At 58.2% G+C, this 23,143-nt stretch carries 21 protein-coding genes; 16 read left to right on the top strand and 5 right to left on the bottom strand.

Annotated elements, in window-relative coordinates; translation table 11 throughout:
* Positions 1–102 precede the first annotated feature (102 nt).
* On the bottom strand, positions 103–765 hold the full coding sequence (locus PY650_RS02925; protein WP_285877560.1) for a hypothetical protein: 663 nt from the start codon (positions 763–765) through the stop codon (positions 103–105).
* 21 nt (positions 766–786) lie between these two features.
* On the opposite strand from PY650_RS02925, the gene PY650_RS02920 reads away from it, so the two are divergent.
* A complete protein-coding gene (locus PY650_RS02920; RefSeq protein WP_285877559.1) occupies positions 787–1,026 on the top strand; it encodes a helix-turn-helix domain-containing protein in 240 nt (79 codons plus the stop codon).
* A 321-nt stretch (positions 1,027–1,347) separates the two neighbouring features.
* On the opposite strand, the gene PY650_RS02915 is transcribed toward PY650_RS02920, so the two are convergent.
* Complete coding sequence (locus tag PY650_RS02915; protein WP_285877558.1) at positions 1,348–2,778, bottom strand: arylsulfatase; 1,431 nt, start codon at positions 2,776–2,778, stop codon at positions 1,348–1,350.
* 352 nt (positions 2,779–3,130) lie between these two features.
* Between PY650_RS02915 and PY650_RS02910 the strand changes: the two genes are divergently transcribed.
* The 4 genes from PY650_RS02910 to rpsI all read left to right on the top strand — a co-directional run bounded on the left by PY650_RS02910 (position 3,131) and on the right by rpsI (position 7,084).
* Positions 3,131–4,174 (top strand): SphA family protein, encoded by a 1,044-nt coding sequence (locus tag PY650_RS02910; RefSeq protein WP_285877557.1) that lies wholly within the window; start codon positions 3,131–3,133, stop codon positions 4,172–4,174.
* 901 nt (positions 4,175–5,075) lie between these two features.
* Positions 5,076–6,002 carry an EamA family transporter gene (locus tag PY650_RS02905; RefSeq protein WP_432761477.1) on the top strand — a complete coding sequence of 309 codons (927 nt, stop codon included), beginning with the start codon at positions 5,076–5,078 and terminating at the stop codon, positions 6,000–6,002.
* Positions 6,003–6,149: 147 nt separating this feature from the next.
* Positions 6,150–6,614 (top strand): 50S ribosomal protein L13, encoded by a 465-nt coding sequence (gene rplM / locus PY650_RS02900; protein WP_028753977.1) that lies wholly within the window; start codon positions 6,150–6,152, stop codon positions 6,612–6,614.
* Positions 6,615–6,616: 2 nt separating this feature from the next.
* Positions 6,617–7,084: a 30S ribosomal protein S9 gene (gene rpsI / locus PY650_RS02895; RefSeq protein ID WP_285877556.1), complete on the top strand. Its 468-nt coding sequence runs from the start codon at positions 6,617–6,619 to the stop codon at positions 7,082–7,084.
* A 109-nt stretch (positions 7,085–7,193) separates the two neighbouring features.
* Here the strand turns inward: rpsI and PY650_RS02890 are convergent, their stop codons facing one another.
* Positions 7,194–7,421 carry a hypothetical protein gene (locus PY650_RS02890; protein ID WP_285877555.1) on the bottom strand — a complete coding sequence of 76 codons (228 nt, stop codon included), beginning with the start codon at positions 7,419–7,421 and terminating at the stop codon, positions 7,194–7,196.
* Between the two features lie 209 nt (positions 7,422–7,630).
* Here PY650_RS02890 and PY650_RS02885 point away from each other — a divergent pair, with 209 nt between their 5' ends.
* The 4 genes from PY650_RS02885 (at position 7,631) to PY650_RS02870 (ending at position 11,984) form a co-directional block, all read left to right on the top strand.
* The gene (locus PY650_RS02885; protein WP_285877554.1) at positions 7,631–8,008 is read left to right on the top strand and encodes an antibiotic biosynthesis monooxygenase family protein; all 378 of its coding nucleotides are present in this window, start codon (positions 7,631–7,633) and stop codon (positions 8,006–8,008) included.
* Positions 7,989–8,942, top strand: coding sequence for an agmatinase (gene speB, locus PY650_RS02880; protein ID WP_285877553.1), 954 nt, complete (start codon positions 7,989–7,991; stop codon positions 8,940–8,942). The genes PY650_RS02885 and speB overlap by 20 nt, the downstream gene beginning before the upstream one ends.
* Before the next feature lie 135 nt (positions 8,943–9,077).
* The gene (argC, locus tag PY650_RS02875; protein ID WP_285877552.1) at positions 9,078–10,004 is read left to right on the top strand and encodes an N-acetyl-gamma-glutamyl-phosphate reductase; all 927 of its coding nucleotides are present in this window, start codon (positions 9,078–9,080) and stop codon (positions 10,002–10,004) included.
* Between the two features lie 444 nt (positions 10,005–10,448).
* Complete coding sequence (locus PY650_RS02870; protein WP_285877551.1) at positions 10,449–11,984, top strand: tlde1 domain-containing protein; 1,536 nt, start codon at positions 10,449–10,451, stop codon at positions 11,982–11,984.
* Positions 11,985–12,019: 35 nt separating this feature from the next.
* Here PY650_RS02870 and PY650_RS02865 read toward each other — a convergent pair whose 3' ends face one another.
* Positions 12,020–13,123, bottom strand: coding sequence for a COX15/CtaA family protein (locus PY650_RS02865; RefSeq protein WP_285877550.1), 1,104 nt, complete (start codon positions 13,121–13,123; stop codon positions 12,020–12,022).
* A 112-nt stretch (positions 13,124–13,235) separates the two neighbouring features.
* Here PY650_RS02865 and PY650_RS02860 point away from each other — a divergent pair, with 112 nt between their 5' ends.
* Together PY650_RS02860 and PY650_RS02855 are read left to right on the top strand one after the other, a co-directional pair.
* On the top strand, positions 13,236–13,445 hold the full coding sequence (locus PY650_RS02860; protein ID WP_285877549.1) for a DUF2842 domain-containing protein: 210 nt from the start codon (positions 13,236–13,238) through the stop codon (positions 13,443–13,445).
* 160 nt (positions 13,446–13,605) lie between these two features.
* Positions 13,606–14,871, top strand: coding sequence for a GNAT family N-acetyltransferase (locus PY650_RS02855; RefSeq protein WP_432761480.1), 1,266 nt, complete (start codon positions 13,606–13,608; stop codon positions 14,869–14,871).
* On the opposite strand, the gene PY650_RS02850 is transcribed toward PY650_RS02855, so the two are convergent.
* The gene (locus tag PY650_RS02850; RefSeq protein WP_285877547.1) at positions 14,872–17,088 is read right to left on the bottom strand and encodes a GumC family protein; all 2,217 of its coding nucleotides are present in this window, start codon (positions 17,086–17,088) and stop codon (positions 14,872–14,874) included. It lies immediately after the preceding gene.
* Positions 17,089–17,281: 193 nt separating this feature from the next.
* Here PY650_RS02850 and PY650_RS02845 point away from each other — a divergent pair, with 193 nt between their 5' ends.
* The 5 genes from PY650_RS02845 (at position 17,282) to PY650_RS02825 (ending at position 23,115) form a co-directional block, all read left to right on the top strand.
* On the top strand, positions 17,282–17,857 hold the full coding sequence (locus tag PY650_RS02845; RefSeq protein ID WP_285877546.1) for a polysaccharide biosynthesis/export family protein: 576 nt from the start codon (positions 17,282–17,284) through the stop codon (positions 17,855–17,857).
* A gap of 12 nt (positions 17,858–17,869) precedes the next feature.
* Positions 17,870–19,015 carry a glycosyltransferase gene (locus PY650_RS02840; RefSeq protein ID WP_432761476.1) on the top strand — a complete coding sequence of 382 codons (1,146 nt, stop codon included), beginning with the start codon at positions 17,870–17,872 and terminating at the stop codon, positions 19,013–19,015.
* 76 nt (positions 19,016–19,091) lie between these two features.
* Positions 19,092–20,654, top strand: coding sequence for an undecaprenyl-phosphate glucose phosphotransferase (locus tag PY650_RS02835; protein ID WP_285877545.1), 1,563 nt, complete (start codon positions 19,092–19,094; stop codon positions 20,652–20,654).
* Entirely contained in the window at positions 20,651–21,913 is a 1,263-nt protein-coding gene (locus PY650_RS02830) for an O-antigen ligase family protein (protein WP_285877544.1), read from the top strand. Before PY650_RS02835 ends, PY650_RS02830 begins: the two co-directional genes overlap by 4 nt.
* Before the next feature lie 2 nt (positions 21,914–21,915).
* Positions 21,916–23,115, top strand: coding sequence for a glycosyltransferase family 4 protein (locus PY650_RS02825; RefSeq protein WP_285877571.1), 1,200 nt, complete (start codon positions 21,916–21,918; stop codon positions 23,113–23,115).
* Positions 23,116–23,143 lie beyond the last annotated feature (28 nt).

Genomic DNA, 23,143 nt, shown 5'->3' with positions numbered 1-23,143 from the left:
CTGCCGAAGCCGAAGAACGTTACTATGCCATGCTGGACGCGCCAGCCATGGCCGCATAACTTAAACCAAACGGCCTCCGGCAAACCCGGCGCGGTTCACGCCTTAGTAATTTTCAATTGTTCCATCCGAAAACGCGACCCGCTCTATTTGCACATTCGCTATTGCTCTGCCGGTCGATATAGGGCCGATAAGTGCGTCGAAGTCACTTTCACTTGCAGGGTTCTTTTCCCAAAAATAGTATTTTGGGCTTTGAATGATTTTTCCGGCCGGAATTATAATATCCAAGTCCTTCTTCGTTACTATGATGTCCTGACCGAAAGCGTTGGTTATTCGAAGATTGAAGGTTAGCGCCACAACCTCCTTGTTCGAAAAGTTTGCAAATGTTGGGGTAAATCGAACGCGAGCGAAGGTTGTGATTCCTTCGTTGTCAATCGCAAATCTGCCCAGGGAGAAACTCACCGGTTGGGATGGCTTGATTGGCTGCTCAGCCTCGTTGGCGCTGCTTGGCGGCACTTCAACAGAATCAAAGCAGGCAAGGCGCCGCATGGGATCGCGCTCAGACCTACATGCTCTGAAATTACTCAGATAGTCGGCTTGAACGACCGAAGACCACAAACTGAAAAATGTCAACACAAGACCAAGGCAAATAGCTCTTTTCGGCATGCGGAATTCGTTACCTTCTAACGTCGAGCGACCACATTCAGCAAAGGCATATTTATACTCATATGAGGGTAAAAATAAACCTATTAATGGCAAAAAATGCATCGTGTGACGTAGACGGTCAGTATGATCACGTCACGTCAAATACGGGCCGCGAGAGCGCTCCTTGGTTGGTCCCAGCAGGACCTGGCAGATAAAGCTATCGTGTCACTGAATGCCGTGGTGCGCATCGAGACTGGAAAAGTGGACCCGCGAATAAGCACGCTCAATGCGATTGAGACCGCGCTTCGCAAGGCAGGCGTGGAATTCCTGACGGCAGGGACTAAGGGGGAAGGCGTTCGATTAGCTGCTGCCGATCATTCATAATTTGTTTGCTGGCATAGTTCGCAACTTCCATCTTCGGCAAAGTAGCTCATGCAACCTCCCCGCAGAAGAATTCGCTTAACGCCCGATGAGATGCGCGAGCGCGAATGCTGTGAAGCCGCCGTCTTGCTACAGCTTCCGGCCCTGAAGTGGACATTCCTCGTTGTGGAAGGGTGCGGCTGCTTCGCGCCCGCAATTCAGTCGCCCACTCTGACCGTTCGGACTCCTGAAAGCTGCCGGTCGGCTTGGCTGGCTGGAAAGACAACTAAGGGGTCGTTGTCGCCCGCCGCGGTCTCGCAGTCGCGTGCCGCGTAAGGAGATCGGTCATCGCGACGAATAACCCTTGAACTCCTCACCCGTCTTGATGTTGGGAAACTTGGTCACGCTCCGTTCGAACTTTTCGATTTGTTCGAACACCGGGCGATACACCCACCCCATGTCCAGCGATACCTCCCAGAGATTGAAGTGCTCGCCGGGATCACCGATCAGGTTAAACACCATAGGGACTTGGACGTCCGTGATGGGTTCATCGATGCCGTCGGACTTTCGGAAAACGACCTTGAAGTTCTTCCATTTCACCGACATTAGCCTGCCATCAAGACCGAAAAAGAGGACCGAATCCCTGCCTGAGGTTTCCTGCTTGCCCAGCACAAAGTCAGCGGCATTGATACCATCGATAGGACGGTCGGTGGGAACGCGGGCCGACTCCCCTGCCAGCCCTGCGAGGGTCGGCAGCCAGTCCTCGGCGGTCATCAGTTCCTGGCTTTGCCGCCCGGCTGCGATATGTCCCGGCCAGCGAACCATGGCGGCTACGCGGTAACTTCCTTCGAATGGCGGATTGAAGAAATCACCCCGCCACGGTCCATTCGAACCGCCATCAGATGCGCCCTTGAGGGGGCTCGTGGCGTTGTCGCTACTGAACTCGACGATTGTATTGTCCGCAATACCGGCAGCTTCGATCGCATCGAGAATCTGACCAACACGATGGTCCATCTCGGCCAAGCAATCCGCATACAGCCCACCGCCTGATTTCCCCGCAAAATCGGGGTGCACACCCATCGGAGGATGAATCTGCAAAAAGGCGACATACATGAAGAAGGGTTCTTTCGCCTTGGCTTCCTTATCGATGAAGGCCACCGCGTGCTCTGTAATCTTCTCATCGCCACGGTCCTTGGCTGGCTTGTCGAAGACACCGGCTGGCTGCGGCGGCGCGCCTTTTTTGCTTTCCCACCATTGAGGTTCCGGGTAACCAATGTCCCGAAAGAGCTTATAGGAGGAATAGCCGGCTTCGTCGGAGCTGTTCTTGATCCCGAACCACTCATCGAAGCCCTGGTCGGTAGGCAATCGGCCTTGCACCTCGCCCAGGTGCCACTTGCCGAAGGCGGCGGTTGCGTAGCCTGCATCCGAGAAGAGCTCTCCCAACGTATACTCCCACGGTGCGAGGCCAAAATCGCCTTCGCCGGGATACGGTACCCGCATCGTACCCGACCGCACTGGCAGCCGGCCGGTCATGATGGCTGACCGCGATGGCGTGCATTGCGCCTCGACGGTGTAGTTGTTGAAGCGCAGCCCATCCTTCGCAATGGAATCGATACGCGGCGTTGGGACGGTCCCGCCATACGCACTGAAATCGCCCCAGCCGGCGTTGTCCACCAGCACGAAGACGATGTTGGGTTTGGGCTGTTGGGCCACAGCAACGTCAGAAATTGTGAGTGAAAGTCCGACTAGCGTCATAGCCAAGAGCGCGCTCTTCATATGTCCCCTCCAGAGTTTTCCCTGCGTCGGTCGAGCTAAGCAAATCCAATGGCCGTCTGCCAAACTGTATGCGATTTCCGATTGAGATTAAAGGTATTTGAAACTCGAGGGGCGGTCATGGGTCGCAACTTTCTGACCTTGATCGCTGTGGCCGTGCGTGTTCGACAGGCGGGTAAAAAGGGGTTGTGGCTTGTGAGACACACATACTCCCGAAAACCGCGTAGTCACTTGAATATCACCAACGGCTCATGGACGAAATAGGCTGTTCGAGAGTTTACTTCGCATCTCTCGGCATGACCGAATTGTCTACCGAGAACTAAGACAGCGTAACGAAATAACGGGGGGATGGGAGATGCAGAGTTCTGTGATTAGGCTTGGCCTCGACACTTGGCGAGCGAGGCTGGGCGTTGGAGCGTTTTCGCTTCTGTTAGCATTGCCGCTTCAAGGCGCCCGTGCCGACGAAGCGGGAGTTTCGTTCTGGCTTCCCGGACAATTTGGCAGCTTGGCCGCAGCGCCCCAGACACCTGGTTGGTCGCTCGGGGCGGTGTATTTTCACACCTCGGTCCACGCCAGCGGTGGTGTTGCCGCCGCTAGGCAGATTGAGATCGGTGGTGTCCCAGCCACCGCTGGTGTTAGTCTCGACACGAAATTGCACTCGCGCGCCGACTTGTTGCTCCTGGCTCCAACTTACACTTTTGACACCCCTGTCTTGGGCGGACAATTGGCAGTCAGCATGAGTGGCATCTTCGGGAGAAACAGTACGAGCATCGACGGAACGCTAACGGCTGCAGTCGGACCGATCGTCGCTGGCCGTACAAGAGAAATTTCCGATGCGGTCACGTCCTTCGGTGATCTTTACCCGATGGCGACATTGAAGTGGCAGGACGGTGTCCACAACTGGATGGTCTATGGCACGGGCGACATTCCTGTTGGCGATTACGACTCGACGCGTCTCTCCAACCTCGGTCTTGGGCACGGAGCTATCGATAGCGGCGGCGGCTACACCTATCTCAATCAAAAGACGGGGCGTGAATTTTCTGCAGTCGCCGGCCTCACATACAATTTCAAGAATCCGGACACGCAATACCGGAGTGGGATTGATTTTCACGTCGACTGGGGTGCGTCGCAATTTCTTAACGAGCACGTTTTCGTCGGCCTCGTCGGATATGTCTACCAGCAGCTTACCCCCGATACCGGTCAACATCCAATTCTCGGGTCTTTCGAGTCGAGGGTTGTCGGAATTGGTCCCCAGATCGGATACATTTTCCCCATTGGAAAATCGCAAGGCTACTTGAACTTGAAAGGCTACACGGAATTCGATGCCGCAAACCGGCCATCGGGTTGGAACACGTGGCTGACATTCTCGATTTCAGGGGCTCCGACCGCTTCGAACTGACACGCGGACGAGCCGCCAGTTTTCATCGCTATGAGTCTGCAACGGGACAAAAGGCCTCGAGCTAGCCGCCGCCAGCACTGTGGAATTCGGTTAGGTTCGGCGCTGGCGGATTGGGATAATTTTTTGACTGTCTCCAAATATTCATCGACCAACAAAGGCAGGAAGTCCGCGGCGTTCATCGATACCGCGGTGGCGGGTCGCCGCGAGGTGGAGCGACTCAATACTCAGCGAGGAGAGTACCAGAGACTGGCTTTTTTTCTTCGTATCTCCTTACCCCAAGTTAGTTAGCGAGGCCTCATGATAAGCCGCTAGAGCCCCATGAAATTTTTAACAGAAATCGCAATTTCTGCAGCGGAAATCGGTGTCTGTTGTCTTTTTGACAGTATTCTTAAGAAGATACTGCGACAATACCAATGCTGGACAGAAGATGCCCCTCATCGACCTTTGCCGACACGTCGATCCGACTGCCACTTTTTGCGCTGCAGAACGGCAATTCATACTCCATTTGGGCGTATCAGCCCGTCGGAATCACCATATTGGGTTATGAGTTGGCCGGTTCTAACCACCCAATATATTCTTAATCATGTTATTCAAATAACATTCTACTGCGCTTTGGATGTTATCATCATATTCTCTGTCATACGTTCCCCCGGCATGCAATTTTTGTTCTCGCTTCATTCATGCATAAATTAGAAACATCTTATGGTTGAGCGGCAAATCAGAACTAACAGGGAACAATGAGCCTATGCTTATCCATTCATTTTGCCGTACAGGCGGCTACTACCAAAAGCTTATAAGTCCGCGCATGTGTTGCTTTCTGGAGCATTGAGGATCAAATGGCGGCGGCATATCCATAAATCGCCTAGTTTTTAACCGTCGACACCCATTTTCCGAGGTTTTTGTGTCCCTTGATGTCATCGCGCTCGTTCTCTTCGGCGCCCTGCTGCACGCGACCTGGAATGCGATCATCAAGGCCGGAACGGACAAGTCCTTGGATGCCGCGCTGGTTGCAGCGGGCGGAGCGGTCACAGCCCTGCCCTTCTTGGCGTTTCTGCCGCTGCCGGCTTCCGCCGCCTGGCCCTTCATCGGCGCATCGGCGATCCTGCAGTTCGCTTATTTCCAGTTGGTGGCTGCCGCTTATCGCGCCGGCGACATCGGCCTCGTATACCCGCTGATGCGCGGGGTCGCGCCGCTGATCATCGTTTCGACCAGCGGCTTGATCCTCAAAGAATCCTTGTCGGGCGGAACGCTGATCGGCACCTTGACCATTTGCGCCGGCATATTGACGCTCGCTTTCGAGGCGCGAAAGGGCGGCCGGCAGTCGATCATCCTGGCGCTTTCCAATGCCGTGGTCATCGCCAGCTACACCTATGTCGACGGCATCGGTGCCCGGATATCCGGCAACTCCATTTCCTATACGCTGTGGATGTCGCTCTTGCCGCCGGTACTGCTATTTGCGTGGGCGATCTCGCGGCGCGGCATAAATGCCGTTGTCGCCCATGTCCGCTACAACTGGTGGCGCGGACTGATCGGCGGCGGAGGATCCATCGCGTCCTATGGCCTTGCGCTATGGGCCATGACCAGGGCGCCCGTCGCCACGGTGGCGGCGCTGCGCGAAACCTCGATCCTGTTTGCGCTGGTGATTTCCGTGGTCGTTCTGAAGGAGCGATCGAGCATCTGGCGCTATGTAGCTGGCACCATTATCGCAGGGGGGTATTGGTTATTAAGCTGGCCTGAAGGCGAGAAATATGTGGTACAAGATTACCGTATATTTAACATATTGATTCTAAACATGAATTTTTCCAGCCGCAAAACCGTGCCTTATTGACCTTCTTACCTATTCCCTTTATAAACCGCGCCAGATCGCAGCCTTCCCGGGCTGCTTTCTTTTTGGCGCGCGTTTCGCTCGCCAAACCAAGCAACAAGAAACGCCCTGACGCCTTCGGGTCCAGGGTCCCAAAAGAGAGTATTCAACATGGCAACCTTCTCCCAGAAGCCTGCAGAGGTGGAGAAGAAGTGGGTTCTCATCGACGCCGAAGGGCTGGTCGTTGGCCGTCTCGCTTCTATCATCGCAATGCGTCTGCGCGGCAAGCATAAGGCTACCTTCACGCCGCACGTCGACGACGGCGACAACGTCATCGTCATCAATGCCGACAAGGTCGTCTTCACCGGCAAGAAGTATGAAGACAAGGTTTACTACTGGCACACCGGTTATGCCGGCGGCATCAAGGAGCGCACCGCTCGCCAGATCATCGAAGGCCGCTTCCCCGAGCGCGTCCTCGAGAAGGCTGTCGAACGCATGGTTCCGCGCGGCCCGCTCGGCCGTCGCCAGATGAAGAACCTGCGCGTCTACGCCGGCTCCAACCATCCCCATGAAGCACAGCAGCCGGTCGTTCTCGACGTGGCCAAGCTGAACAAGAAGAACGTAAGGAGCGCCTGATAATGGCTGATCTCTCTTCCCTGAAGGATCTCGGCACGACGTCGGAAGCCGCTGCTCCGGTTCACGTCCGCAAGGTCGATTCGCTCGGTCGCTCCTACGCGACCGGCAAGCGCAAGGACGCCGTCGCCCGCGTTTGGGTCAAGGCCGGCTCCGGCAAGATCATCGTCAACGGCAAGGACTACACGGCATATTTCGCCCGTCCGGTTCTTCAGATGATCCTGCGTCAGCCGATCGTCGCTGCTGCCCGTGACGGCCAGTTCGACATCGTTGCAACCGTTGCCGGCGGCGGTCTCTCCGGCCAGGCCGGTGCCGTTCGTCACGGCCTGTCCAAGGCTCTGACCTACTTCGAACCGGGTTTGCGCTCCGTCCTGAAGAAGGGTGGCTTCTTGACTCGCGACAGCCGCGTCGTCGAACGCAAAAAGTACGGCCGTGCCAAGGCACGTCGTTCGTTCCAGTTCTCCAAGCGTTAATCGCTTATCCGAGATCGGATTTTGGAAAGGCCGGGTTTTTTGCCCGGCCTTTTTATTTGTGCGGTTGTCAGAACGGCGCCGTCCTGACCCCCAAGGTTTCGGCCGAGGTTCACCATCGATGCCAAGATATGTCAGCGCCTTTTTGCCCTGTCGTCATATGATCGATTATAGGGATACCGGACAGGAACCACTCAGGGGCGAACATGAGATCTACGGGATTGGGCTTGATCTCTTTGCTGGCGTTTGCATCGCTCAGAGCAACCGCGGCTTTTTCAGCGGACGCCGCAACGACGAACGAGGCGGCACCGGCGCCTATGGAAAGCATGAAGGACTTCATGCAGGCCAATCCGGATTGCCAGCAATTTACCGACCAATGTTCGATCTGTGCGGTTGTCGACGGAAAGGCGCAATGTTCAACGCCGCAAATTGCCTGCCTGAAGCAAGCATATCAGTGCACGATCCCGCCAAGCAGATAGCCTCCAGTTGAACGCGCTTGCAATCCGTACCTCCAGTCCCCTATTTCTCTTCGTCACCAGGAGACACGCCATGACCGACGGTAGAGCATCGCCTTTCGCAGCAACACCGCAGCCGCCCTACTATATCGTCTCATTTTCTTCCATCCGTAACGAAGGCGATCATGGCTATGGCGCAATGGGAGAGAAAATGGAGACGTTGGCGAAGGCGCAGGACGGCTGCTTCGGTCTCGAGAGCGCCAGGCGCGCGGACGGTTTCGGCATCACTATTTCCTTCTGGCGTGATGAGGAAAGCATCCTGGCCTGGAAGAATGTCGTCTCTCATATGGCAGCCCAGCAGCTCGGCCGCGAACGTTGGTACGAACAATATCAAGTCCGGGTTGCTCGGGTCGAGCGGGCTTATGGTTTCCATGCGAGCGAAGGAGACTCCCTTGCCCAGCACGTCGATTGATCACGCCTTTACTGCCGCCAGCCTGACCTCGGCGGCCAGCGACCCGACATTTGCGGGTGCGCTCTCATTCATGCGCCGGCGTTTCACCAAGTCGCTCGAGGGCGTCGACGCCATCGTCTGGGGTATCCCTTTTGACGCCGCGACATCCAACAGGCCGGGAACACGGTTCGGGCCACAGGCGATCCGCCGCGCCTCCACGATCTTCGACAATGATCCGCAATATCCTTTCCATCGCGATCTCTTCGCTGAAATGGCCGTCATCGACTATGGCGATTGCCTGCTTGACTACGGCAATCATCAGGAAACGCCAGCGGCGATCGAACGGCAGGCAAACACGATCCTCGATGGCGGCGCCTTTATGCTGACGCTCGGTGGCGATCATTTCATCACCTGGCCATTGCTGAAGGCACACGCGGCAAAACATGGTCCCTTGGCTTTGGTGCAGTTCGATGCGCATCAGGACACCTGGTTCGACGACGGCAAGCGTATCGACCATGGCTCCTTCGTCGCCCGTGCAGCGCGCGACGGGCTGATCGATCCGGACCGCTCCATCCAGATCGGCATCCGCACGCATGCGCCCGAAGATTTCGGCATCCAGATTCTCTATGGTCATCAGGTCGAGGACATGAGTTCGGCAGAGATCGCTTCGACGATCATCTCCCATACCCGGGGGGCGCCCACCTACGTGACCTTCGATATCGACTGCCTCGATCCTGCCTATGCGCCAGGCACGGGGACGCCCGTGGCAGGCGGCCCCTCGAGCGCGAAAATCCTGTCGACGCTGCAGCGGCTTCATCAACTCGACATCAGGGGCGCGGATGTCGTCGAGGTATCGCCGGCCTATGACCATGCCGACATTACCGCCATTGCAGGGGCGACGGTGGCGATGTATATGCTCGGTCTCCACGCCGAACGGCGCGCGGCAGGTCGCTAAAGTATGGTCCCGAAGAGTGTGACGCAGTTTTCGCACAAGATCATGCTCACTCGAAGCCAGCCGTTATCATTTTGAATCAACTCCATGGCAAACTGAGTCCGGGAACACTCCGAACCGATTGAAAGAGCAGGAAAAATGGCACCGAAAATCTTCATCGATGGCGAAGCTGGAACGACGGGTCTGCAGATCCGTGAACGTTTGGCCGCGCGCCGCGATATCGAGATTTTGTCCATTCCGACCGAGAGCCGCAAGGATAAGGCGGTGCGCGCGGAGCTGCTCAATGCGGCAGACATCGCCATCCTCTGCTTGCCGGACGAGGCGGCGAAGGAAAGCGTTAGCCTGATCGTCAATGACACGACACGCGTGATCGACGCCTCGACGGCGTATCGCGTTGCCGAAGGCTGGGCCTATGGCTTTCCGGAGATGAGCAAGGACCAGGCGGCTGTCATTGCCAAGGCGAAGCGGGTGGCTAACCCCGGTTGCTGGCCGCAGGGGGCCATTGCCACGCTTCGTCCGCTCGTCGAGGCCGGGCTCGTCGCAGCAGACTATCCGGTCACCGTCCACGGAATTTCCGGTTACAGCGGCGGCGGACGGACGATGATCGAGGACTATCAGGCGAAAGGTGAAGACGCTCCGGAATATATGCCCTACGGCCTGACGTTCAATCACAAGCATCTGCCGGAGCTAAAGGCTTACGCCAAGCTTTCGCGCATCCCGCTGTTCCAGCCGATCGTTGGCAATTTCGCGCAGGGCATGGTTGTTAGCGTGCCGCTACAGCTTTCGGTGCTGTCGACAATCCCCAAGGGCGCTGAATTGCACGCGGCTATCGCCGATTATTATGCGGGGCAGAAGGGCGGCTTTGTCGAAGTCGCGCCGTTTGACAATCCCGAGCGAACGCCCGAGCTCAATCCGGAAATATACAACAACACCAATCGCATGCGGCTGCACGTCTTTGCCAACGACGACAAGGCGCAGGCCATGTTGGTCGCTGTCTACGACAACCTCGGCAAGGGCGCATCGGGAGCCGCAGTTCAGAACATGGACCTGATGCTAAGCGCCTGAGGTTTCAGCCCAATTGACATCTGCAAAATTGAAAGAGCCCAGCCGATCGCTCCATCAAAGTCGATCGGCTGGGCTCGATGAAGCGATTTCAGCGCACGGCAATTCAGGGCCATAACGGCTCACTGGCTGCAACGGTTTGAAACGGCGCAGTGGCGTCGATCCGGCCGGCCGCCCGCTTTCCTATGTATTTTATAGAACTTTATTAGCCATCATTAATTTTTTGTCACAAATCAGCCCATATCGCCTGTTTCGGCTTTTGGCGCCGCAATATTCGCGGTCATCAACATACCAGTTCCAAGATCGGGTCGGCGTAAAGGAATTGGTTACCATAATTCGGCATGCTTTCCGACAGCCGGCAAAGTGACGGCCGGACGCAGTTCTGCGTCCCGGCGTAGGCACTTTTGTGAGCCGGTGGGTGCGTATATAGTTTGGATAACGAGTATCATGGCGTTTGCGACCGAGACCTTCGGTAACATCAATTCCCGTTCCGGATATTCTTCGCGCCGGAAAAAATCTCCGGGGATCAGTAGCGGTACTGTCATCACCGGCATCGCAGTGGTGATGTTCGCATGGGTGGCCGCGACGCTGATCACCACGCAATCGATGGTCCTGTCCCTCCCCCGCACAGATATATCATCAGAGGATTTGCTGACGCCGAGAGCGTCTGCCTTCATCGTGCCGCAGGGGCGCAACCTGCATCCGGCGCGCCTTGCCAGTCAGACCGTGCCTATGGGCGGAAGAATACGGGTAAGCGGTATGTCCGTCGATGCGGACAAGCAAGAGGCCATCACACGTTCCAAAGCGATCCTAGCGCGCGCGCTCGTCAAGCAGCAATTGGCGAGCGCACTGTCACGGCAGGCCTCAGATCTCGCACGGGCTCAGACCGCTTCGGTAGTTGCCGAGAACGCCGCATCGATCTCGCCGGCAACGAACCAGGGCGATGTTGCGGCCCTCGCCCCGAAGAATGCCGCGAAGCCCCTCGTACAGAGCAATATCGCTGGCGCGGCAGCCTCGACCACGGCTCCCACCAGTTCCGTGCCGCAGCCGGCAGAGATTGCACAGAGCAAGCCGGCAATCCAGGCCACAGGGCCAAATACGGCTGCCCTGGATCATCCGGGCAAGGACAGTCTGCCGACTCCAGCTTCCGCAAGCGATGCATCGCCTACCGAGATGGCCTCGGCCGCTCCATTGGCCGGAACGCTCGACCGCGCGGTTGCGGAGAGCCTTGCGACGACCGCTTCCAGCGACCCCACGTCGCAGCCTTTCGACATCGTCCCGATGCCGCGTCCGGACCAAACGGCCGCCATGGATAGTGCCGCATCGTCGGACGCCGAAACCATCGATCTTGCAGAAGCAGAAGACGCGTCGACTGCCGAGGAACTACCTACCGTCGTGCCGCTGCCACGTCCGGCCCACGTCGTTGCAAGGGCCGCCGCCGCGGACAGCGCAAGCACGCCGGACGCTTCTGACACGTCGCCTGCGCAAGTTCTGGCCTATGCTAAGCCGGACGAAGAGGTCAAGCGGACGCGACAGTTCCTCAACCCGTTCGCCGCCCTTAGCCCGCGAGGCGCAACCGCCATCTACGATATCTCAGCCGGAACAGTGTACCTGCCGAGCGGTGAACGCCTCGAAGCACATTCCGGCCTCGGCTACATGCGTGACAATCCCCGCTATGTCGACCGCAAAAACACCGGCCCGACGCCGCCTGAAACTTATGACTTGACATATAGGGAAAGCCTGTTCCATGGCGTGCAGGCCCTGCGCCTGACACCCGCAAACGGCTCGCGAGTCTATGGCCGCGTCGGCTTGCTTGCTCACACGTACATGCTCAGAGGCGGCCGTGGCGAATCGAATGGCTGCGTGGTCTTTAGGGATTACCGCCGCTTCCTGGCAGCTTTCAAGCGCGGAGAAATCAAGCGTCTGCAGGTAGTGGCGCGTCTGTCATCAGCGTCGAGCAACAGCAATGTTGCGTCGCGCTGAGTTTTCGAAACAGGAAGGAGAGGCGATCATTCGCCTCAATTCCTCACAGCAATGACCGTCTGGTGCGGGTATTCGCCATAGAATCCGCGCCAGTTGGCGATAGCAAAGCCGAAGACAATGAGGGCGCCGGCTTGGTGGGTTAGCGCCAGATGCAGCGGCACCTGCAAGAGCAGCGTCGAAATGCCGAGAATCGCCTGGATTAGCACCAGCATGAACAATACCACCGAGCGACGGGCATGCGTCGTCTGCGCGGCTGCGCGCAACGAGATGATCATGTTGATCGCAACCACGGTGAAGAGCGCATAGGCGCCGAGGCGGTGGACATATTGCACCATCTTCGGATTCTCGAAGAAGTTGATCCAGGCCGGCGATTGCGCGAACAGCCCACCCGGCACCACGGCACCGTCCATCAGCGGCCAGGTATTATAGGAGAGGCCGGCGTCGAGGCCGGCAACCAGTGCGCCAAGATAGATCTGAAACAGCGCCATGAACGCGATGAGGCCGGCAAGCTTTGCCGAATAACGCGTCGGCGCCGGGTCGTTCGAATGCGGCGACAGCGCACGCATGAACCACATGCAGGCAGCAAAGATCAGGCAAGCGGTAACAAGGTGAGTGGCGAGACGATACTGGCTGACGTCGGTGCGCGCTTCGAGGCCGGACGAGACCATCCACCAGCCGATCGCGCCCTGCAGGCCACCGAGAACGAAAATGCCGCCGAGCGGCAGCCGCAGCTTCCGCTCGACGCGGCCGGTCAGAAGTAAGAACAGCAAGGGTAGGCCGAAAATGACGCCCATGGCGCGTGCCAGCAGCCGATGCGCCCATTCCCACCAGAAGATCCCTTTGAACTCATCGACCGTCATCTCCTTGTTCAACTGCTGGAACTGCGGGATCCGTTTGTAAAGGTCGAACTCTTCCTGCCATTCCTGCGCGTTGAGCGGCGGGATGACCCCATGGATCGGCTGCCATTCGGTGATCGACAGGCCGGAATTGGTCAGGCGCGTCGCCCCGCCGACGAGCACCAGGCCAAAGAGTGCCAGAAGTACACAGGCAAGCCAGATGCGGATGGCGCGGCGATTGCGGCCCTGGCGGGCCACTTCGTTCAAAATGGCCTGTTCCGAGGTGAAATTAGCGACAACCATGGGATCTCCCTTCAATCCGGCTGTTGATTTGCCTGATAGGGGCGTGCAAAACAAGTCCCGAGACTTTGCGGCATGCCGTCGCGGCACGCCGTCGAGAGAGGAGAGATCACCCTTGCCCCTTCGCCTGCGCAAATTCGTTGGCATGATCATGCTCGTGCTACTGGTCGTCATCTATGCGATCGTGGCGATGATCGTGGCGGTGCGCACTCTAGGCGATCAGCCGAGCTGGGTGCATTTCCTCTATTTCCTCTTCAGTGGCCTCATCTGGGTATTGCCGGCTATGGGGATCATCAAGTGGATGGCCGGACCTCGTCCGCAATAGAGGCCATCATATTCAAGTCATTTCGGATTTACGTTGAGATAACCTTGATCAACGCGAAATCTGCCGGGACACTTCGCCTTAAACGAAAAATAAGCCGCCTGGCGGGAAGACTGCATGCGAATGGTGTCCGATTGGAGACGCTTGAATGCAGGCGCAAAAGGTGCAAACACAGAAGCTCGACGTTGCGGGAATGCCCATTGCGGCCGGATTGCCCGGAGACACAGCTTCTACCGCTGCTGCGAAGTCCGTGGTGCGTGGCGGCATGAGCGTCGAAATCTTCGACAGCATGGCTCCGTTGGAGACCGAATGGCGGACGCTGGAGCGGGACGATCTTGCCTCCCTTCATCAGAGCTACGACTGGTGCGCCGCCTGGGCCGAGACCTTTCGGCATCCACTTGCCATCATCCGCGGCTCCTTCAATGGCCGCACCGCTTTTATCCTGCCGCTCGAAATCATCCGCATGCAGGGCATCCGGCACGCCGAATTCATCGGCGCGCGTCATAGCAACATCAATACCGGCCTGTTCTCCACCGAATATCTGAAAACCGCAGATAGTGGCCTGTCACCATCACAGCAGGCAGAGATCGCGCGGGCATTGCGGGGCAAGACTGACCTGATGGTCCTTCGCAACGTGCCGCTGGATTGGCGCGGCCGCAAAAGCCCCCTCGCCTCGATCCCCGCCGTCGAGAACCAGAACCGTGCTTTTCAATTGCCCTTCCTCGGTACGTTCGAAGCGACGCTGAAACAGGTGAACGCCAAGCGGCGGCGCAAGAAATTCAAACATCAGACCCGCATTCTTAATGACAAGGGCGGATATGACCATATCATCGCCGCGCCTGATCAGCGGGACGCGCTACTCGATCTGTTCTTCCAGCAGAAAGCGGTTCGCTTCGAAGCGGCTGGCCTGCCGGATGTGTTTCAGGATGCACCGACCCAAACGGCACTGCACCGGCTTCTGGCCCTTCGAAATGGCGAGGGGTCCTATGCCGCATTGGAGATGCACGCCTTGCGGTTGAAGGGCGAACATGAGGGGCACATTCCCGCAATCGCCGCCCTGTCACGCAAGGGCGATCACGTCATCTGCCAGTTTGCCTCGATCGACGAGGCATTGGTTCCTGAGGCCAGTCCCGGCGAACTGCTGTTCTGTCTGATGATCGAGCGGTTTCACCGCCAGGGCGTTGCCCTCTTCGATTTCGGCATTGGCGACCAGGGCTACAAACGTTCCTGGTGCCCAACGGAAACGACGCAGCACGACCTGATCCTGCCGATTTCGCGGATCGGCCATGTCGCGGCCTTCGCTCAGCGTGGGGTGACGCGCGCCAAAACGGCCATCAAGGCCCATCCAAGGCTTTATGGATTCCTTCAACGACTGCGGGCGCGGCAAGGCGGCAGCGACGCTTCCGCGGAAGAGGCCGAGAAGGATTGATCAGGCCGCGTGCTGACGGGCGTCGGGGCCTTGCTCCTCGCGCCAGCCGGACATCAATATGATATGCTCATAGCCGGCCTTCTGGAATTCCGACATTGCCGTGATGAACTGGTTCTCGTCCGGTTCCGGCATGGAGAGGATGATTTCCGTATCCTTACTGCGCGTCAGTCTTGCCACACCCGAGACATCGGCTGCACCGCATTCCACCAAGACGATATCATAGGCCGAGCCGAGCGCATCGAGGATTAGCGACAGGCGATCGGCGCCACGCATGGCGCGGGTGACGTCGCTGGTGCCCTGCGGCACGAGATGCGCATCGGAAAGACGGTCGGGATGAATAGTGTCCGCAAAGGCAGCCTCTCCGCAGAGCAGATCGGTTACACCGAAAAGACCGGCGGTTTCGGCCATTAGCCGTGACGGGCAGCCAGTTCCGGTCATATCGACCAGTACGATGCGGCGCCCGGCATCGGCGACGGTGCGAGCCAGCATCACGGTCGCCGTGGAACCACTGTCCCCAGTCGGTGATATGGCGATGGCAAGGCGAGAGTCGCGTTCAATCAGATAGTCGGCGACCGACTGGATGGAAAAATCCTCTTCCTCTTCCGTCGCCTCGACAGCCTCGTCTAGCCGATGCCCAAGATCAACTGCTCCTTCCATTTCTCGCACCAACGTCTCATCGGCGACGACGGAGAGCATGCTTGCCGGTACTTCGCCTTGGCGCGGCTCAGCGACAACTTTCGCGGGGACAGCTTCGATTACGGTCTGCGAATGAGCGTCCGTTTCCTCCCGGACCGTGATGTCACGCTCGACCGGGCCGACCGGACGCAAGGCGCGGCCGCTGAAGAGTTCGGCAAGCATGATGACGATGGAGGTCAGAACAAAGGTCGCGAGCGTGGCGACGACGACGATCGGTCCGATCTTCGGGAAATAAGGATCGACTGGCTCGACTGCCTTGGAGACCACGCGGGCATCAGCCGGGCTCGAATTCTTGTCGATGCGGGAAGCGGCCTCGCGATAGCGGGCGAGATACGTTTCCAGCAATTGCCGTTCAGCGGCCGCTTCGCGTTCCAGGGCATTGAGGCCGACTTCATTTTCTCCTGCCCGGGCGCTATCGGCTTTCAGCGTATTCGACTGCGCCACAAGCTGCTGCTCGCGTAGCTGTGCCACCTTGGCTTCATTCTCGATGCTGGCAAGGATCTTCTTTGTTTCGCGGTCGACCTGCTGGCGGATATCGGCAAGCTGGGCACGCAGGCTCTTCAGCTTGGGATGGCCATCCATAAGCGACGTCGAAAGATCCGAGATCTGCGATTCCAGATTAGACTCCGTCGCCTTTAGCCGCTGGATGGTCTGCGAGCCTGAAACGTCAGCGAGCGTATCGGTGGAGCGGCCGGTGGAGAGCGCGTTGCGCACGGCCTCAGCCCGTGCCTCTGCATTGGCCCTCTCGCCACGCACCTGCGCCAGTTGACCGGAAATATCGGCAAGTTGCTGCGCCGCGAAAGTATTGTTGTCGCTGGTCTGCAAGAGACCGTTAGCGGAGCGATAGTCGGCAACCTTCTTTTCGGCCTCGTTGACCTTCTCCCGCAGATTGGCGATCTCAGGCTCCAGCCAGCGCGTCGCCTCGGTGTTGGAATCGAGCTTGGCGCCGCTCTGCATCGACAGATAGACCTGAGCCATGGCGTTCGGGACGCTGGCAGCCAAATCCGGATCGCGGGACGTGAAGGTGATGCCGATGACGCGCGAGCTGTTGATCTGGTAGACCTGAAGCTGATTTGTGAAGGCGTCGAGCATCCGCTCTTCCGGCGCCTTGTCGAGCGAGCTCTTTTTCAGATGCAGCATCACGAGAATGTCGGAAAGGGCCGAGTTCTTGTTGGCGGCGGCGAATTCCGGACGCTCATAAAGTTTCAGGTTGGTAATGACCTGCTTGATGAGATCGGCCGATTGCAGGATCTGCACCTGGCTCGCGATGTTGAGTTCATCGAGCAGCGGACCGGAGCTGGCATCGTTCTGCGTCGTTGTCGCGAAAGCCGGCGCGCGCTGCTCGATCAGGATGCGGGTCTCACTGCGATATTCAGGTGAGACGACCTTGGCTACGGCAAACGCTAGACAAGCGCCCACGAGCGTGATGGCGATGACGCGCAGCCGCCGCTGCCAAACGGCCCGAAAAAGCTGTGCGAGGTCGATATCGACATCCTGCTGGCTGTTGTTGGCGCCGGGCATATACAAGAACTCCGTAATATAAAGCCAAAATTAAGCGTAAACGACTATGGTAACCCAAGCGTTAATAGTAGTTTCCCGGTATTATTTTCATCTTACCTAATAAAGAGTGGAGAATTTTCTCTGGTCTTTACCGGCCGTTAACCCTAACGGATCGATAACGACGTCAATGATTTTCCTCTCCTGTGAGCGCGAAATGCCCTTCGCAAAGCCAAAGATTGTCCTGGCACTCGGCATGGCTGCCGTGAGCGCCGCGCTCAGCGGCTGCAACACCTATCAGCCGGCGCCGAGAGCCTTCAGTGAAGCAACGATTCAGCCCTATACGTTGGACAGCGGCGACCGCCTGCGCATCACCGTCTTCGACCAGGAGGGATTGACGAATACCTATACGATCGATCAGGCCGGTTATATCGCCTTCCCATTGATCGGCCAGGTTCCTGCCCGCGGCCGTACGCTGCAGCAGCTTTCCGGCCAAATCGCCCAGAAGCTTCGCCAAGGCTATATCCGCGATCCCGACGTCACCATCGACATCGATCGCTACCGGTCGGTCTATATCATGGGCGAAGTTGGACAGCCCGGTCAGTATTCTTACGTGCCCGGACTGACAATACAGAACGCCATCGCAGTTGCCGGCGGGTTCACCAGCCGCGCGAACCAATCCAATGCCGACGTTACGCGCAAGATCAATGGTCATGTAATGACCGGGCGGGTCGGCATCTCCGATCCGGTCCTGGCGGGCGATACGATCTATGTCCGCGAACGGCTATTCTGACCGTTCCTGACCATGGCAAAACCGCTCCGCATCCTTCATTGCTTCAGATCTCCGGTCGGCGGGATATTCCGCCACGTCCGCGATCTGGCGGAGGAACAGAGCAAGGCAGGACATGAGGTAGGCATTCTCTGCGACAGCCTCACGGGTGGGGCGCATGAAGATTTACTGTTCGATGATGTCAGGCCTTTCCTCTCGCTCGGCGTAACGCGCCTGCCAATCCGGCGTCAGATCAGCCTGTCCGACGCCACGACGCTGTGGAGCAGCTATAAGAAAGTCAAAAGTTTGCGGCCGGATGTGCTGCATGGGCACGGCGCCAAGGGCGGCCTGCTTGCACGCATCCTCGGCTCAGCCCTGCGGGTGAACAAGTATCGCGTAGCCCGCCTTTACACCGCGCATGGCGGCAGCCTGCATTTCTCGCGCGCCTCGCCACAGGGCCTGCTGGTCCATACCCTGGAGCGGCTGCTGGAATTTTTCACCGATGGGTTGATCTTCATCTGTGAATTCGAGCGCCGAAGTTACGAAAGCAAGATCGGCAAACCGCGGACGCGCGCCGCGATGATCTATAACGGCATCAGCGAGCGCGATTTCCGAAGAGTACCCACACGATCGGACTCGGTGCACTTCGTCTATATCGGCATGCTGCGGGACCTAAAAGGTCCCGATCTGTTTGTGGACGCCTTCGCCAAGACCGAACGGCGGGTCGGTCGGCCCCTCTCAGCACTGATGATCGGCGACGGGCCGGACAAGGACAAATACCGCTCAATGATGACCCAGCGTGGCCTTGGCCACCGAATAGGGATGCTTCCGGCCATGCGCGTGCATGAAGCCTTTGCCATGTCGCAGAATGTCGTCGTCCCCTCGCGCGCCGAGGCAATGCCCTATATCGTACTCGAAGCCCTGGCCGCCGAAAAAACGGTGATCGCGGCGCGTGTCGGGGGTATCGCCGAAGCGCTAGGTGAGCATAGTCCTGCACTGGCCGAGGCAGGCAATGCCGACGACCTCGCGCGGATTATGGCAGTCGCGATAACCGAACCGAAATGGCGGCAGCAGACCATGCCTGATGCCGCTGCGATCCGATCAACATTTTCGGCCGGGCTCATGGCGAGAGATACTATAGAGTTATATTACGATATACTTGAATACAGCAACGAACATTAGAATACAAATAAGTGTTGTAAGCGTTTTTTAGCTCATATCTGCTAGGCCATCTCCGGTAACGACCGGATGAATTGCCATGAGCCATATTGAGAAGTCCGAGCAATTTGACTTGGACAATCTTCGCAAGCAGGTTTCGGAAATACGCACGCGCGGCGCTGAGGAACAAAGCGACGACCATCAAGCTGGCGACATCAACGCCTATGCCCGCCAGATCGCCGAACAGTTCCGCGAGGGCAATCAGACGCCGGCGATCATCCTCGGGCAATACCGGCTTTTCGAATTCCTGTCGTTGCTCGCGGTCGGGCTTGCGGTTCTTTTCTTCCAGACCACGCCCGGCGCCACCCCCTTCCTGACGGAAGCGGCCGTGACCATCGCGCTCGCCGGTCTCGCCATCGTCTTGTTGCAAGTGGCTGATGCCTACCAGATCCCGATATTGCGCGCACCACACCGTTCTCCGCACCGTATCCTGGCGTCATGGGCGGCCGCGTTTGCCATGATGAGCCTTGCCCTATTGCCACTCGATCTCGGCCATATCTATTCGATCCGAGTCCTGGGGATCTGGTTCGCCGCCGGCGCGGTCTTCCTCGCCGTCGCGCGCGCCGTGTTTGCCTACGGCATCCGCAACTGGGCGCGCAACGGCGTGATGGAAAGACGCGCCGTCATCGTCGGCGGTGGTGAACCGGCCAAGGAACTGATACGCGCGCTTGAAGATCAGGCCGACAACGACATCCGCATCTGTGGCATATTCGACGATCGCGGCGAAAAGCGTTCGCCCGTAATGGTCGCCGGTTACCCGAAACTCGGAACCGTCGCCGAACTGGTCGAATTCGCCCGGCTGACTCGCGTCGATATGCTGATCATCGCACTGCCGATCAGCGCCGAGGACCGCATTCTGCAGCTCCTCCGGAAGCTTTGGGTCCTACCCGTCGATATCCGCCTGGCGGCACATGCTAACAAGCTGCGCTTCCGCCCGCGCGCCTATTCGCATATCGGCGCGGTGCCGATGCTCGACATCTTCAACAAGCCGATCCGCGATTGGGATGGCGTCGCCAAGCGCGTCTTCGATGTCTTCTTCAGCCTGCTGGCGCTTTGTCTGCTCTGGCCGATCATGCTTGGCGCGGCGATCGCCGTGAAGATGACGTCCAAGGGGCCGATCCTCTTCATGCAAAAGCGCCACGGCTTCAACAACGAGATCATCAAAGTCTTCAAATTCCGCTCGATGTACACCAATATGAGCGACCCGACGGCCCGCAATGCCGTCACGAAGAACGATCCGCGTGTTACGCCGTTCGGACGTTTCATCCGCAAGACCTCGATCGACGAATTGCCTCAGCTCTTCAACGTGCTGCTCGGTAGTCTCTCGCTCGTCGGCCCGCGTCCGCATGCCGTGTTGGCGGCAAGCCATAATCGCGTTTATGCCGACGTGGTCGAAGGCTATTTCGCCCGTCATCGCGTCAAGCCCGGCGTCACCGGCTGGGCGCAGATCAACGGCTGGCGCGGCGAGATCGACAGCGACGACAAGATCAAGTTCCGCACGGCTTACGATCTCTACTACATCGAGAACTGGTCGCTGTTCTTCGATCTGAAGATCCTTTTTCTAACCCCCTTCCGTCTTCTCAACACGGAAAACGCCTATTGACCGCGATCGATCTCTCCTATCGGCGCGTCGACCGGCCTCAGCTCGCAGCAATGCGGCTGATCGGCACCGCTTGCGTCGCCTTTGGGGTCTTTCTGTCGGGCTTCGTCATCGCCGAACCAGCGCCTTATGAGCTGTGGGTCGCTTTTCTTATCGGCATCTGGTTCATCCTCGGGCTGAAGATCTCACGCAATGTCGCGCCGCTTCTGGCGCTGTTCCTGACGTTTAACGTCGGCGGCATGCTGTCGCTGACGCAGATGCGCGATTTCGGCGCAAACGCCCATCTCGACGGGCCGATATATGTCGCCGTCTCCACCTTCCTGGCGCTGAGTTCGGTCTTCTATGCCGCGATCATAGATGATAGCGAAAAGCGGTTGAAGCTGATCTTCAATACCTGGGTGATCGCTGCGCTGATCACGGCAAGCCTCGGCATACTCGGCTACTTCCACGCCTTTCCAGGCGCTGAAATATTCACCCGCTACGATCGCGCCATGGGAGCGTTCCAGGACCCCAACGTCTTTGGTCCCTACCTGGTGACACCGACCATCTACCTGATGCACGGCATCCTGATCGGTGACCTGAAGAAGGCGCCGATCAAGGGGATAGGACTGTTCCTTCTGGCCTTCGGTATCTTCCTCTCCTTCTCGCGCGCCGCCTGGGGATTGTTCTCCTTCGCTTCCGTGATGTTAATCTTCTGCATGCTGCTGAAACACCGCAGTAATGCTTTCCGGCTGCGCATCCTGGTGATGTCGCTGACGGCGATCATTCTCATGGTCATTCTCCTGATCGTCGCGCTGCAGTTCCATCAGGTGAGTGACCTGTTCTCGACGCGCACACAACTCGTGCAGGACTATGATGGCGGTCATCTAGGCCGCTTCGAACGTCATCGCATCGGCTTCATGCTGTCGATGGAAAGACCGCTCGGCATCGGTCCGCTCGTCTTCTCCACCCTCTTTCGCGAGGACGAGCACAATATCTGGCTGAAAACACTGACCACCTATGGCTGGCTCGGCTTTTTCTGCTGGGTCAGCATGATCTGCTGGACCATCTATATCGGCTTCCGCAACCTTTTGAAGGAACGGCCCTGGCAGCCTTACTTGATGATCGCTTGGATCGTCATTCTTGGCCATGTCGGCATCGGCAACGTCATTGATACCGACCATTGGCGTCATCTCTACATGCTGATCGGTATCGTCTGGGGCTGCGGAGCACTCGAGCAACAGTATCAGCGTAGCTTGGTCCGAAGGGAAGCAGCACCGTGAACATGAACGTCGGCATCAAACGCCTATCGCTGCTGCAAGTTCTCGAACCAAGCGGCGGCGGTTCCGGGCGGCATTTTCTCGACCTCTGCCGCGCCATGCAGCGTCGCGGCCATTCGGTGACGGCGATCTATTCGCCCGTGCGTGCGGAAGCGGCTTTCGTCGCTGAACTCGAGGGCATGGGCCTCGACAGCGTCATTCCCCTTGCCATGCGGCGCGCGCCGGGACCATGGGATGTCATCGCCTGGTGGCAAACTCGCAAGATCATTGCCCGGCATGGGCCATTCCATCTGATTCACGGCCACAGTTCCAAGGCCGGAGCGCTGACGCGGTTGAGATTGCCGGGTCCGCATATCCCCGTGATTTATACCCCGCATGCCTTCCGTACCATGGATCCGACGCTCGCTTCCAAAGGCCGGATGATCTATGGCGGCATCGAGAGACTGCTCGGCACGTGGCTATCCGACCGCCTGATCTGTGTGTCCCGCGATGAATATAATCACGCGCTGTCGCTTGGCATTCCGGAAGCTCGGCTGCGTATCGTCGTCAACGGCGTAAGTGCGCCGCCATCCGGTCAACGCGCCGCCATCCGTACACGCTATGGAATACCGCAGGACGCACTGCTTTTCGGTTTCGTCGGCCGGCTGACGCCGCAAAAGGCACCGGAGCGGCTCGTTGAGGCTTTTGCCCTCGTAGCCAAGAAGTTGCCACAAGCGCACCTGCTGATGATCGGCGTCGGCGAATTGGCCGAGACCGTCAGCAGCATGATCAAGGCCGCTGGCCTCGGCGGTCGCGCCCACCTCGATGGTGCTATTCCCGGCGCCACCGCCGTGGACGCCTTCGATGTCGTCGTCATGCCGAGCCGTTATGAGGCCATGTCCTATGTGATGCTGGAAGCTGCTGCCGGCGGTAAGCCGCTGCTTTTGACCGATGTCGGCGGCGCGGGCACGGTGATCGAGCCTGGCAAGAATGGCTTTATCATCGCCAACAGCGACGATTCCTCGGAACTAGTCGCAGCGATGACGCGCTTTGCCGACCCGCAATTACTGCGAAGCTTCACCGCCGAGGCGCGGCGGCGCAAAGATGGCTATACGCTCGCCGGCATGGCCGATGCTACCGAGGAAATCTACTTCGAATTACTTGGCTATCGCGCTCCTAACATCCTGAGAGCGCCCGAAAAATTGGTGCTACGCAGCGCTTCCTGAGAGATGCGGGAAGACTGCAGCGCCATTT

Source organism: Martinezella calliandrae (genome assembly GCF_030272695.1).
Classification (GTDB): Bacteria; Pseudomonadota; Alphaproteobacteria; order Rhizobiales; family Rhizobiaceae; genus Rhizobium; species Rhizobium calliandrae.
This window is presented reverse-complemented; position numbering and strand designations above follow the sequence as displayed.

What these genes read in the sequence shown, in the direction of transcription:
- PY650_RS02920 (WP_285877559.1), top strand. Translation starts at nt 787, where the DNA reads ATGATCACGTCACGTCAAATACGGGCCGCGAGAGCGCTCCTTGGTTGG.
- PY650_RS02925 (WP_285877560.1), bottom strand. Translation starts at nt 765, where the DNA reads ATGCATTTTTTGCCATTAATAGGTTTATTTTTACCCTCATATGAGTAT.
- PY650_RS02890 (WP_285877555.1), bottom strand. Translation starts at nt 7,421, where the DNA reads ATGAAGTCCTTCATGCTTTCCATAGGCGCCGGTGCCGCCTCGTTCGTC.
- PY650_RS02840 (WP_432761476.1), top strand. Translation starts at nt 17,870, where the DNA reads ATGGCAAAACCGCTCCGCATCCTTCATTGCTTCAGATCTCCGGTCGGC.
- PY650_RS02870 (WP_285877551.1), top strand. Translation starts at nt 10,449, where the DNA reads ATGGCGTTTGCGACCGAGACCTTCGGTAACATCAATTCCCGTTCCGGA.
- PY650_RS02845 (WP_285877546.1), top strand. Translation starts at nt 17,282, where the DNA reads ATGCCCTTCGCAAAGCCAAAGATTGTCCTGGCACTCGGCATGGCTGCC.
- PY650_RS02915 (WP_285877558.1), bottom strand. Translation starts at nt 2,778, where the DNA reads ATGAAGAGCGCGCTCTTGGCTATGACGCTAGTCGGACTTTCACTCACA.
- PY650_RS02865 (WP_285877550.1), bottom strand. Translation starts at nt 13,123, where the DNA reads ATGGTTGTCGCTAATTTCACCTCGGAACAGGCCATTTTGAACGAAGTG.
- PY650_RS02885 (WP_285877554.1), top strand. Translation starts at nt 7,631, where the DNA reads ATGACCGACGGTAGAGCATCGCCTTTCGCAGCAACACCGCAGCCGCCC.
- PY650_RS02825 (WP_285877571.1), top strand. Translation starts at nt 21,916, where the DNA reads ATGAACGTCGGCATCAAACGCCTATCGCTGCTGCAAGTTCTCGAACCA.
- PY650_RS02910 (WP_285877557.1), top strand. Translation starts at nt 3,131, where the DNA reads ATGCAGAGTTCTGTGATTAGGCTTGGCCTCGACACTTGGCGAGCGAGG.
- argC (WP_285877552.1), top strand. Translation starts at nt 9,078, where the DNA reads ATGGCACCGAAAATCTTCATCGATGGCGAAGCTGGAACGACGGGTCTG.
- rpsI (WP_285877556.1), top strand. Translation starts at nt 6,617, where the DNA reads ATGGCTGATCTCTCTTCCCTGAAGGATCTCGGCACGACGTCGGAAGCC.
- PY650_RS02850 (WP_285877547.1), bottom strand. Translation starts at nt 17,088, where the DNA reads ATGCCCGGCGCCAACAACAGCCAGCAGGATGTCGATATCGACCTCGCA.
- PY650_RS02835 (WP_285877545.1), top strand. Translation starts at nt 19,092, where the DNA reads ATGAGCCATATTGAGAAGTCCGAGCAATTTGACTTGGACAATCTTCGC.
- rplM (WP_028753977.1), top strand. Translation starts at nt 6,150, where the DNA reads ATGGCAACCTTCTCCCAGAAGCCTGCAGAGGTGGAGAAGAAGTGGGTT.